The sequence below is a fragment of the Pseudomonas brassicae genome (genome assembly GCF_010671725.1).
GTDB lineage: Bacteria > Pseudomonadota > Gammaproteobacteria > Pseudomonadales > Pseudomonadaceae > Aquipseudomonas > Aquipseudomonas brassicae.
The window spans coordinates 1-12,215 of record NZ_JAAHBU010000011.1; the positions used below are offsets into that span (position 1 = coordinate 1).

Below are 12,215 nucleotides of genomic sequence, written 5' to 3' on the forward strand. Positions count from 1 at the left end.
AGCCAGCTCCCACAGGTTTGGCGCAAACCCCAGGATCGGCACGGTACCTGTGGCAGCTGGCTTGCCAGCGAAGGGGCCAAGACGCTCGCTGGCCTTACACGCGTTCCGGCGCAACCCGCTGCGGTGTGTGCTCTATCCGTGCCCGCTTGCGGTACAACGCAATGCCCAGGATCAACGCCGTCACCGCCGCCGTCATCAGGGTTTCATAACGGTAGTCGGCGCTGAACAGCATGTACCCCAGCACCAGCGAGATCACCACGATCACCAGCCAGGTCAGCCACGGGAACAGCCACATCTTGAACGCCAGCTCCGTGCCTTCGCGTTCAACGATGGCGCGCATGCGCAACTGCGACACGGCAATCACCAGGTACACCAGCAAGGCGATCGCGCCCGTGGTCGACAGCAGGAAGCCAAACACCTTGCCCGGGAAGGCGAAGTTGACGAAGCAACCGACAAACCCGGCCAATGTCGACAACACCACCGCCACCGTCGGCACACCGCTACCCGAGATACGCCGGGTGGCCGGGTGCGCCTCACCCCGTGCGCCCAGCGAATAGAGCATGCGCGAGGCGGTATACAGGCCCGAGTTCATGCAACTGGTGACTGCCACCAGCACCACCACATCGATCAGGAACTTGGCCCCCGGCACGTTCAGGATCTCCAGCGCGCGCTGAACGAACCCACCTGCAGCAGGCGCGGGTCGTTCCACGGCACCAGCGCGACGATGAAGAAGATCGAAAAGATGTAGAAGATCGCGATGCGGTACACCACCAGATTGGTGGCACGGCGAATCTTGTCCTTGGGGTTGGCCGTTTCATCGGCGGCAATGGTGACGATCTCGGCACCGAAGAACGAGAAAATGGTGATCAGCACACCGCCCAGCACCGCGCCGAAGCCATTGGGCATGAAGCCGCCATTGGCCCACAGGTTCTGCACCCCGGAAGTCTGCGGCGCCAGCGGCCACACCCCGCTCACACCCAGCGCACACACCACCAGGAAGCCGATGATCGCAACCACCTTGACCAACGCGAACCAGTACTCGAACTGGCCGAAGTTCTTCACGCTGATCAGGTTGGTACACGACAGCACGATCATGATCAAAAAGGCGAAGGCCCACGACGGCACGTCGGGGTACCAGGCGTGCAGGATGTCGGCACCGGCAATGGCTTCGACCGGGATGATCAGCACCCAGAACCACCAGTACAACCAGCCAATGGTGAAGCCGGCCCACGGCCCGATGGCACGCCCGGCGTAGGTGGAGAACGAACCGCTGTTGGGGTCGGCGATGGCCATTTCGCCGAGCATGCGCATCACCAGCAGCACCAGCAGGCCGGTAATCATGTAGGAGATGAGGATGGCCGGGCCGGCCTTGGCGATGGCGTTGGAAGAACCGATGAACAACCCGGCACCAATGATGCCGGCAATGGAGATCATCGAGACCTGACGCGAGGTCAGGCCATGCTTGAGTGAACGTTGGGGTTTTTCTTGTAGGGACGACATGGTTGCCTCTCTGGCCAATGCCTGCTGCACCTGATTGCGCACGACGTACGCGGCTCAGGCCAAGGAAATTCATGGAGGGTGTGCGGCAGCAGAAATAGAAGGAGCCGTTATTGTTTTTTGGGCATTGAAAGCAGTAATGCGGTGTGCGTGATCGCCTCTTTATTGAAGTTATGGGCGCACTTTTCCCGGCCCCGTGGGCCATCGAAAACAGCGGTTGAAATCATTGACGCAGATCAGTATTAATCTGCCAAGAGGCTGCTTACAAACGACCTTTTAGAAACACATGATTCCACTGAGGAATGAACTCAGTCCATTTCATCCACCCGGTACCTTCGATGTCCAAGCGCTTGATGCCTTCTACCACGACCTTGCAGTGCTTCGAAGCCGCAGCGCGCCACCTGAGTTTCACCCGCGCCGCGCAGGAGCTGCACCTGACCCAGAGTGCCGTGAGCAAACAGGTCGCGCAGCTCGAAGAGATGCTCTGCCACCCCCTGTTCCAGCGCGTGCGCCGACGCCTGCACCTGACGCCGGCGGGCTCGCTGTACCTGGCCGAGGTGAACAAGATCCTCACCCAGCTGGATATCTCCAGCCGCTACATCCTCACCTATGGGGGCGAAACCCAGGTGCTCACGGTGGCCACCCAGCCGACCTTCGGGGCGCGCTGGCTGGTGCCCAACCTGCGCGGGTTCAGCCATCAGCACCCGAATATCCACCTGGACATCAAGAGCGAGCTGGAGCCGTTCGACCTGCTCAACAACAAGGCCGACATCGCCTTTTTCTTCGGCCAGGGCACCTGGCCGGGGGCAACCTGCATCGCGCTGTTTCACGAAGAGGTGGTACCGGTGTGCCACCCCGAGCTGATTGCCGGGGCGCCGCCGCGCAACGCCCAGGACCTGACCCGGCACCTGCTGCTGCAGTGCACCTCGCGCCCGGAAGCCTGGCACGAATGGTTTCTGCAGCAGGACCTGCATTCGCAGCAGAGCTACCACGGGCCGCGCTTCGATACCTTTTACCTGTGCATTCGCGCGGCGCAGGCCGGTTGCGGCATTGCCCTGGTGCCCCGCTACCTGGTGGCCGAAGAACTGGCCGAAGGCAAGCTGGTAGTGGCCTGGGACCACCCGATGGCCAGCGAGGGGGCACACTTCATCGCCCATGCCGAGCATGCGGCGCAGGTCCCCAAGGTGAAGGCATTCGTGGAGTGGATTTGCGGCAGGATCGCGACTTGAAGGAATGATTGCTCGACTTTATTTCGCTTGCGGCAATGCCGGAGTGTTGGCTTAGATATATAAATACTTATGTTCGCCAGGTGTTCAACATGCCCCATGCCTTGATCAGCCGATCTATTTCTGTCGCCCACCCGATTACACTTTCCCACGGGCGCAATGCGCAAGTTTGGGACACCGATGGCAAACAATACATCGACTTTGTCGGCGGCATTGGCGTGCTCAACCTGGGGCACTGCAACCCCGCCATCGTCAGTGCCATCCAGCAGCAGGCCACGCAACTGACCCATGCCGCCTTCAACGCCACGCCGCACGGGCCGTATGTGACGTTCATGCAACGCCTGGAAGCATTTTTGCCGCTGAGCTACCCGATGGCGGGCATGCTCACCAACAGCGGTGCAGAGGCGGCGGAGAACGCCCTGAAAGTGGTGCGCGCCGCCACCGGGCGTAGCGCAGTGGTTGCCTTTGACGGGGGCTTTCATGGGCGCACGCTGGCCACCCTGAACCTCAATGGCAAGGTGGCGCCGTACAAGCAGAAGGTCGCGTGCTGCCGGGGCCGGTGTTCCACCTGCCCTACCCCAGCGCCGACAATGGCGTGACCACCGAGCAGGCACTGCAAGCGCTGGAGCGCCTGTTCAGCGTTGAAATCGATGTGCACGAGGTGGGCTGCTTCATCCTTGAGGCGGTACAGGGCGAAGCGGGTTTTCTGGCCCTGGAACCGGCCTTCGCGCAGGCGCTGCGCGGGTTCTGCGACACCCACGGGATCCTGATCATCATCGACGAGATCCAGTCGGGCTTTGGGCGTACCGGGCAACGTTTTGCGTTCCCGCGGCTGGGCATCGAGCCGGACCTGCTGTTGCTCGGCAAAAGTATTGCCGGCGGCGTGCCGCTGGGCGCAGTGGTAGGCCGGCGTGAACTGATGGCGAGCTTGCCCAAGGGTGGCTTGGGCGGTACCTACTCGGGCAACCCGCTGGCCTGCGCGGCAGGTGTGGCGACGCTGGCGTTGATGAGCGACGCCAACCTGTCGAGCTGGGGCGAGTTGCAGGAGCGGGCGATTGTCGGGCGCTATGCGGCCTGGAAAGCCAACGGCCTGACACCTTACCTGGGGCGGTTGACCGGCGTGGGTGCGATGCGTGGCATCGAGCTGATCACGCCTGAGGGCAAGCCGGCCACTGCGCAGTTGGCGCAGGTGATGGAACAGGCGCGTGCGGCGGGGTTGCTGCTGATGCCGGCAGGCAAGGCCAGGCACATCATCCGCCTGCTGGCGCCGCTGACCATCGAGCCTGCGCTGCTGGAGCGTGGGCTGGACATTCTGGAGCAGTGCCTCGCGCAGCTGGCATAGGCGGGGACTGGGCAGTGTGGCGCAGGCGCCGTGACCGCGCTCACCTGATACAAATGCCAGTTTCGCTGTACGGCCATTTCGCCCACGATGACCTTGCAGGGCGTTTTTCAGGCCATACGGCTGGCCGCCCTGGTGTGGACCAACGCCCACACAGCGCATTCGAGGAGTCAGAGATGAGCAACAGACAGACCGGTACAGTGAAATGGTTCAACGATGAAAAGGGCTTTGGCTTCATCACACCGCAAAGTGGCGATGACCTGTTTGTCCATTTCAAAGCTATTCAATCCGACGGTTTCAAAACGTTGAAGGAAGGTCAGCAGGTCAGCTTTATCGCGACAAGAGGTCAGAAAGGCATGCAGGCAGAAGAGGTCCAAGTCATCTGAAACCGCTGCGTCCCCTCGCACCCGTAATGCTGCGAGGGCCAGCGCACAGGAGTGTGATGGTGATGAACAGGAAACCCGCAGCAATTTCGCTTTCTCAACACAGCTGCCTCACAGCAGCACCTTCCCCGGCTCAGGACATCATCGTTCTCAACCCCGCCGCGCCCAAGGCCTGGCCAACGTTGCATACGGGACAAGCCATCACCTATGAGCTGGAACTCGGGACTGACGGCGAGTGGTACGCCACCAACATCGAAATTGTCGAGGGGTCCAATTTGAATTAGCCGTACCCCCCTCACGCAAGCGATGGCGCTGGAGCGTGGGCTGGTCACTGTGGCCCGGGCGCGGTGGCGGCGCTCAACTGATACAAATGCCAGTTTCGCTGCACGGCCATTTCGCCCACGATGATCTTGCACGGCGTTTTCGAAACCATGCGACTGGCCGCCTTGTGCGGGGCCAACGCCAATAGCGTATTCGAGGAATCAGAAATGAGCGACAGACAGACAGGCACAGTGAAATGTTTCAACGATTCAAAGGGGGTCGGCTTTATCACAGATAAACATGGCAAGGAACTGTACGTTCATGTCAACTCGATCAAAGCGGCGGGGGTCAAGTCATTAAAGGAAGGTCAGCCGGTCAGCTTTGTCGTTGCGAACGGCCCGAAAGGCGACGAGGCAATAGAGGTCGAGGCCCTTTGACCTCCCGCAGGCCCCTCCTACCTTCATCAGGATGCAGGGGCCAATCCCGACGGGCCCGCAGCGCCCTTGCCCCTCACCTGCTGCGCGCGTATCGTCCAGAACCCCTGCCCTGGCCAGCGGCACAAGGACACTCGGCATGTTCATCGGACGACTCGCTCAGCTCACCGGCTGCCCCCCAAGGCGATCCTCCAGGCGCCGCAACGCAGCGGCCGCTACCGCGTTTACACGCCCCATCACCTGGCCATGGTGCAGTTGATTCGCCGGGCGCAACAGGCCGCTTTCAAACTGGCCGAGATGAAGCCGCTGCACGCCGGCGCGGGCGGCGGCAGCGAGCACACAGCGGGTGCCCTGCACGTTGGGGGCGATGATTTGCTGTTGCGGGTGCCGGGCCCAGTGCCGGAACACGGCGGCGACCTGAAACAGCACGTCGACGCCCTGCAACGCCTTGAACATGGCCGCCTGGTCGAGGGCTTCGGCATACACCACTTCGCAGTCAAGGCCCGCGAAGGGCGCCAGGTTGCGCACATCGCGCACACCGGCGCGCACGCGATAGCCCTGGCGCAGCAGGGTTCTGACCAGGGTATTGCCGAGGTGACCGTTGGCACCGGTCACCAGACACAGTTTGCTCATCGAGGCGCCTGAAGAATGCGATGGGGTTCGCCTGGAGCGTGAGACCTGCCCCTAGGGACAGAGTCAAGGCCGCCGCGTGCAGCGCATCGAACGGGCACATCGCCAATCAATGGCTATGCTTTGCCCGTACCTTACGCACCTCATTCAGCCCTCACTATGGAAAGCAGGCTCATGACCCCCACTCGCTCCCTCGCTCGCGCCGTTGCCCTGGCCACCCTGCTCGGCACCGCCAGCCTCGCCGCCCACGCCGCCGAACTGCCCCTGGGCGGTGTGGCGCTGGAAGACCACATCAGCACCCGGGTACTGGCCGTGGATGCCGCCAACTACCAGGTCACCATCGAAGGCCCCGACAAGAGCCAGATCCCCATCCAGCTGTCGGACAAGGCCAAAGCCCTGCCCAACCTTAAAGTCGGCGACACGGTCGATATCACCGTCGCCCGCTCGGTGGCCTATGTGCTCGACACCACTGCCGGCGGCGCCCCCAAGGTCAGCGAAGAGTCCGGCACCGTGCGCGCCACCAAGGACAACCCCAACCCCGGCGGCGAAGCCTACCGCCAGGTGAAGGTCACCTCCAAGATCACTGCCATCGACCTGAAAAACCACGAGGTGACACTGCTGCCCCCCGAAGGCAAGGTGAAGGTGGTCAAGGTGGAAAACCCCGACCTGCAAGCCCGCATGAAAAACCTCAAGGTCGGCCAGACGGTAGACGCCATCTACACCGAAGTGCTGACGGTGACGACCTCTCGCTGAGCAAACAACCGATCAAGGCGCCGGCGACGGCGCCCAGCGGGCGTGTTGACGCTGGAACAATCACGCCCGCAATTGCAAATGCAAAACATTACTACTAACCTTTGCGCCTCCCCGGTTACGCGGCTGCCGCCAATGTCGAGCATGACTACCGAAGAACTTGAACGTGCTTTCAAAGCGCACGCGGGAGCGCTGCGCTCGTTTTTCTATCGGCACCTGAAGAACACCGAGACGGCCGCAGAGCTTGCACAGGAAACCTACCTGCGGGTGCTGCGCCAGCCACCGCGGGAACCGGTGTTGAACGTACGCGGTTTGATCTTCCGTATCGCACGCAACCTCATCATCGATCACGCACGCAGCCGCGAAACCCGCGATCAGCACGACCAAGGCCTGGCGTATCTTTACCAAGTCACCGGGGAAAGCCCCGAACTGTTCGAGGTGGTGGCCGCACGCCGTGACATGGACACCCTGGCCGAGGCGCTGCAACGCCTGCCTGCGCAATGCCAACAGATTTTTCTGATGTGCCGCCTGCAAGGCTTGCCGCACAAACAGGTGGCCAAGACGCTGGGCGTCTCCGTCAGCACCGTGGAAAAACAGCTGGTGGTTGCCCTCGACTTTCTTCGTCAATGCCTGCAACGATGACCCCCATGCACGATCATCCGTCTTCCATCACCGACGCTTCAAACGTCGATCATGTCGCCCATGGCTGGGTGGTACGCCTCACCGCCGACAACGCGTCGGCGAATGATGTCGCCGCTGCGCGTGCCTGGTGTGACGAGCACCCCGCGCACAAGCAGGCATTCATCGCGGCACGCCGGCTGTGGCAACTGACCGGGCAGTTGAAGGCACCTGCGCCACGGCGTACCTACAAGCGCCATTGGCAGTTCGCCAGCGCTGCCGTACTGGTGCTGGGCTTGAGCCTTGTGCTGGTGCGCCAGAACGCCTGGGACGCGGATTATCACACCGCACGCGGCGAACAGCGCCGCATCGAGTTGGTGGACGGCTCGCACCTGCTGCTCGACTCAAACTCGGCGGTGGATGTGCAGTTCACTGCCCATGGCCGGACGATCATCCTGCGTAAAGGTGAAGCGCTGTTCGATGTGGCACACGACCCGCAGCGGCCTTTTCGCGTCGAGGCGGCCGACCTCAGTGCCACCGCGTTGGGCACCGTGTACGCGGTAAGCCGCGCCGGCGCCGACACCCAGGTGACCGTCGCACGTGGCCGCGTGAAAGTTGAAGACCCCTCGGGCGATGCGGTGCTGCAGGCCGGTACTCGCATCAACCAGACGCCCCACGGGCTGGGGCCCAAACAGTCGGTGAATGTGAGCAGCGCCCTGGCCTGGCAACATGGCCGCCTGGTGTTCGAGATGACGCCGTTGTCTGAAGTGCTGGAGCAATTGCAGCGTTATCGTCCGGGCTTCATCCAGGCGGCGGATGAACGCGTGGGCAACCTCAAGGTAAGCGGTACCGTACAGCTCGATCGCCTGGACGAAGGCGTGCAGAGCCTGGCCCAGGCATTCGCCCTGGACGTGGTGCGCTACAGCGACTATTGGGTCGTGCTCAAAGCACGGCGCTGAACAATTTTTGATTTATTTTTACGGTTCCCCGCGTACCGCCCGTCTTCCTTTTCTAAAACGCTAATGCCTCGCATTCAAGGAAAAGGAACGCACATGTATCGCCCGTTGTGCCACACCGTCAAACCCATCCCCCTGGCTGCCACCGTGCGCCGAATCGGCCTGCTGGCCAGCCTGCTGCCCCTGCTGGCCATCGCGGCGCCGGTGAAGCTGGACATTGCTGCGCAACCGCTGGCCAGTGCACTCAATCATCTTGCTGAACAGAGCGGCCTGCAGATCATCTATGACGGGCAGATCGTGCAGGGCAAATCCAGCCAGGGCATTCGTGGTGCCCAGGAGCCACAGGCCGCCCTTGAGCAACTGCTTGAAGGCAGCGGCCTGACATGGCGCAGTACGGGTGCGGGCAGTGTGGTGCTGGAGCCGCGGCCAGCCAGTGGCGGCACCCTGGAAATCGGTGCCACCACGGTCAACGCCAACCCCTTGGGTGCCACGACCGAGGGCACCGGGTCGTACACCACCGGCGCGACCAATACGGCCACCAAGCTCAACCTGAGCCTGCGCGAGACGCCGCAGACGGTCAGCGTAATGACCCGCCAGCGTATCGACGACCAAGCGCTGAGCAGCGTTACCGAAGTACTTCAGCAGAGCCCTGGAGTGTCGGTGCAGAGCATGGGCAGCGAGCGCTTCAATGTGTACTCGCGGGGCTATCCGATCAGCAGCTACCAGATCGACGGCATCAAGACCACAGCAGAAATCCAGACGCAAGACGTATCGCAGAGCCTGGCAGACATGGCCATTTACGACCGTGTGGAAGTGCTACGCGGAGCATCAGGGCTCATGAACGGTGCGGGCGACCCTTCGGGTACCTTGAACATGGTACGCAAGCGTCCTACTTCGACGTTCCAGGGGCATGTCGCCGGCGCCGTCGGGTCGTGGAACAAGTATCGCGGTGAACTGGATGTTTCCGGCCCGTTGACCGAGACCGGCAACGTGCGTGGGCGTTTTGTCAGCGCCTATCAGCAAAGCGACAGTTTCATCGACGTGTATCAACAGGAAAAGCAAGTGCTCTACGGGGTACTTGAAGGTGATCTGTCCGAGACCGATACCCTGACAGCCGGCATTTCCTATCAGAAGGATGACCCGCGCGGCGTGTTCGGCGGCGTCGGCAACCCGTTGTTCTACAGCAACGGCCAGCAGACCAGCCTGTCGCGCGCGTTCAACATCGCCAGCCGCGACAACACCAATCAGGTCGACGCCTACAACCTGTTTTCCAACTACCGCAAGCAGTTCAACGACGACTGGGCGTTGAACGTCTCGGGCAACTACCTCTACAGCAAACGTGATTACCAGTGGGTAATGGGCGCGGTATGGTCGGGTTTCCCCAACCAGGTCACCGGTGCCGGGCTGCCGCTTTACACGCAGCAGGGCAACAGCCATCAGGACCAGGCCGGGCTGGATGCACGGCTGGAGGGTGCGTATCAAGTGCTCGGCCGCAAGCACACGCTGGTGATGGGCTTGAACTACACCGACTCGCACACCAAAACCGATACCTACCGGGAGACCGGCGGCCTGGCCGGCCGAACCCCGTTCAACCTCTACACATGGAACAACAGCACCGGTGCTCCGGTATTCGGGGCCAAGTTCTACGACAATGACACCGACATCCGTGAGCGTGGCTACTACCTGGCAACGCGCCTGAACATTACCGATGCGCTGAATGTGATCCTCGGCGCGCGGGTCAGCGACTACGATCGGCACTACACGTACGTCAACGCCGACGCTGCGCGCAGCGTCTACGACCTGGACCAGTCCAGCCGCAAGCACGGCGTGCTCACGCCCTATGCCGGCATCACTTATGACCTGAACGAGCAGCACACGCTGTATGCGAGCTACGCGACCATTTTCATGCCCCAGGCTTACCGCGACCGCACCGGCACGGTGCTTGACCCGCGTGAAGGCGACACCGTCGAACTCGGCCTGAAAAGTGCGTTCTACGACGGGCGCGTGAACACCGCCATCGCGCTTTATCAAATCAACCAGGACAACCTTGCGGTGGCTGACGGCGACCATTCGGTACCAGGTTACCCGCTGGAGACCGCCTACCGGGCAGCCGATGGGCGTACTCAGGGGGTAGACCTGGAGGTGACCGGCGAAGTGCTGCCGGACTGGAATGTCATGGCGTCCTATACCTATGGCCGCACCGAGGATGAACACCACGCCCCCATCCAGACCATCATGCCCGAGCACATGGCAAAACTGTGGTCCACCTACAAACTGCCGGGGCAGTTGAGCAACCTGACCGTAGGCGGTGGCTGGAACTGGCAGAGCAGGATCCATTTCAGCTATTCATCGTGGATGTTTGCCCAGCCCGTAGAGGCGGAACAAGCTGCTTACGCGACCTTCAACCTGATGGCCAAGTATGCGTTCACTCCGGACATTTCAGCCACGCTGAACGTGAACAACGTATTCGACAAGAAGTACCTGAGTTCGCTGGACCAGACCTTCAACAGCGGGTTTTATGGCGACCCGCGCAATGTATTGCTGAGTACCCGATGGGCGTTTTGAATCGGCTAGTGGCAGTGTAAATCTGGCACAGGATTCGGAGGGCGGTTCGGCGTGTGCGGGACGCCCTTCGTAGGCGTTGGGCTCTCGCTTGATTGAACGAATGAAACAGCCGGCCCGCTCGACAACGGTCTCATCATGCTATGCGATCCTGCGCCGCCCCTGCCGCCTGCAGCTTGCCGGGAATGATAACGACGATCGCACGCCGGATATAAATGAAGAGAAAAAACGATTGGCACAGAAAGGGGTAGATTCTTCCCCCCTCTCTGACCGTTTTGGCCTGCACCAGATTGACTCTGATTGCAGCGATTACCGCACTACTTTTAGCAATGAATCTCCATCCTTTAAAAATCCGTACATCCGACATGTATCCAACACCGATTCAAGTGCAATGACCCGGACAAATGACTGCATATAAAACATCTTGAATTTCACACCCGAGCAATCCTTATCAGTCGATTCGAACTCTACAACTTGCCCAGGCTGGTTTAGCCCCAAACCATTTACCACACCGTTGATCTCAACAGTTTTCTGAGGGGATTTCACATAGATAGTCGCACTATACCTGCCCTCCCCGAGCTGATCACGAAGAGCAAAATGCTTTCCGTCCCCCAACAAGGAAACGTCAACTTCCTTATCAGTACCAATGTGCAGCAACGAGTAAATAACAATACCCCCAACAACTAAAACCATCACATTGTAAGGCCAAGACCAGATCGCACTATGCATAATTCTCCTTATTTAAGTCAGTAAACACTGGCACACACTCACGATCACGAAAATTGCGATGCAAGGTCTGCTGTTCAACACCTATTTTCGGCTGACATGAGAATTTCTTGAGGGGAGACAAGCTCGTGGGCAATAGATGTTTTATCAGCCAAGCAAACGAGGCAACCCCCAACCGACCTGGCACCCTGAGATATTATCGACAGCAAATCGCACCACTCGTTATAGCGATTGGCTTTGCCGAAACATGCCAACCTGTGTAGCTGTAACTCGGCTCGTCCATAGCCCACGACTAACCCTCACCAACATACAAGTCGACGATGGGGAAGAATTCTGGCCGATGAAAGTGAAGGTGCTTCGACGCGAGACGCCCTTCTCTCGCTTGTTGGCGGTCGCCAGCGCTTGAAAAATTTCAGGTGGATCGCTATGGCCTTCGGTAAACGCTCATCCGTGAGCCTGTCCTTCACTTTGCCACACGTTGAAGCAGCAGTAGCCTCGACAGCCGCATTGACAACCACAGTATCGATGGCACACCAGATCCGTACGTTCACATCAAGGCATCACTTGCCTCCACTGCTATCCAGCATTGGCCGGCGGTTACCGAGCGTGCAATGAATATCAATCGCCCAAGTTCACGCCGGGCGATTGCGTCCAGATCAAAGAGAAAATCGACGTCGTGGTGCTGGGCGAGCCGTACGCTTGATCGGGGAGTCACTGCTGGAGCCTGCCATTCCAACTGGGCAGACTCAACAATCGACCCGCAAACTCCTGCGGCTCAAGCAGGTTTGGTGGTGCCTGCTATAAAGCGGGCACCACTGCCTATGTGAAAAGGC

General features: G+C 60.5%; 9 protein-coding genes and 3 pseudogenes. 9 read left to right on the top strand and 3 right to left on the bottom strand.

The genetic code is table 11. The features are described from left to right. Nucleotides 1-94: 94 nt before the first annotated feature. Nucleotides 95-1,500 (bottom strand): annotated as a pseudogene (locus tag G3436_RS01135) (amino acid permease). 335 nt (nucleotides 1,501-1,835) lie between these two features. Here G3436_RS01135 and gcvA point away from each other — a divergent pair. The 5 genes and pseudogenes from gcvA (at nucleotide 1,836) to G3436_RS01160 (ending at nucleotide 5,143) form a co-directional block, all read left to right on the top strand. Next, nucleotides 1,836-2,726, top strand: a complete 891-nt coding sequence (gcvA, locus tag G3436_RS01140; protein WP_163940490.1) for a transcriptional regulator GcvA — start codon at nucleotides 1,836-1,838, stop codon at nucleotides 2,724-2,726. Nucleotides 2,727-2,815: 89 nt separating this feature from the next. Further along, nucleotides 2,816-4,065: pseudogene (locus tag G3436_RS01145) on the top strand (2-aminoadipate transaminase). Nucleotides 4,066-4,238: 173 nt separating this feature from the next. Further along, nucleotides 4,239-4,448 (top strand): cold-shock protein, encoded by a 210-nt coding sequence (locus G3436_RS01150; RefSeq protein WP_044461546.1) that lies wholly within the window; start codon nucleotides 4,239-4,241, stop codon nucleotides 4,446-4,448. 62 nt (nucleotides 4,449-4,510) lie between these two features. After that, nucleotides 4,511-4,729: a cold shock domain-containing protein gene (locus tag G3436_RS01155; RefSeq protein ID WP_163940492.1), complete on the top strand. Its 219-nt coding sequence runs from the start codon at nucleotides 4,511-4,513 to the stop codon at nucleotides 4,727-4,729. A gap of 204 nt (nucleotides 4,730-4,933) precedes the next feature. Beyond that, nucleotides 4,934-5,143 (top strand): cold-shock protein, encoded by a 210-nt coding sequence (locus G3436_RS01160; RefSeq protein WP_163940494.1) that lies wholly within the window; start codon nucleotides 4,934-4,936, stop codon nucleotides 5,141-5,143. A 297-nt stretch (nucleotides 5,144-5,440) separates the two neighbouring features. On the opposite strand, the pseudogene G3436_RS01165 reads toward G3436_RS01160, so the two are convergent. After that, nucleotides 5,441-5,773 (bottom strand): annotated as a pseudogene (locus G3436_RS01165) (NAD(P)H-binding protein); the annotation flags it as partial. Between the two features lie 171 nt (nucleotides 5,774-5,944). Between G3436_RS01165 and G3436_RS01170 the strand changes: the two are divergent. The 4 genes from G3436_RS01170 (at nucleotide 5,945) to G3436_RS01185 (ending at nucleotide 10,659) form a co-directional block, all read left to right on the top strand. Beyond that, nucleotides 5,945-6,523, top strand: coding sequence for a hypothetical protein (locus G3436_RS01170; RefSeq protein WP_163940498.1), 579 nt, complete (start codon nucleotides 5,945-5,947; stop codon nucleotides 6,521-6,523). Between the two features lie 42 nt (nucleotides 6,524-6,565). Continuing rightward, a complete protein-coding gene (locus G3436_RS01175; RefSeq protein WP_338001184.1) occupies nucleotides 6,566-7,162 on the top strand; it encodes an RNA polymerase sigma factor in 597 nt (198 codons plus the stop codon). 5 nt (nucleotides 7,163-7,167) lie between these two features. Continuing rightward, nucleotides 7,168-8,097, top strand: a complete 930-nt coding sequence (locus tag G3436_RS01180; RefSeq protein WP_163940500.1) for a FecR family protein — start codon at nucleotides 7,168-7,170, stop codon at nucleotides 8,095-8,097. A 93-nt stretch (nucleotides 8,098-8,190) separates the two neighbouring features. Continuing rightward, the gene (locus G3436_RS01185) at nucleotides 8,191-10,659 is read left to right on the top strand and encodes a TonB-dependent siderophore receptor (RefSeq protein ID WP_163940502.1); all 2,469 of its coding nucleotides are present in this window, start codon (nucleotides 8,191-8,193) and stop codon (nucleotides 10,657-10,659) included. A 306-nt stretch (nucleotides 10,660-10,965) separates the two neighbouring features. On the opposite strand, the gene G3436_RS01190 is transcribed toward G3436_RS01185, so the two are convergent. Next, nucleotides 10,966-11,385: a hypothetical protein gene (locus G3436_RS01190; protein ID WP_163940504.1), complete on the bottom strand. Its 420-nt coding sequence runs from the start codon at nucleotides 11,383-11,385 to the stop codon at nucleotides 10,966-10,968. Nucleotides 11,386-12,215 lie beyond the last annotated feature (830 nt).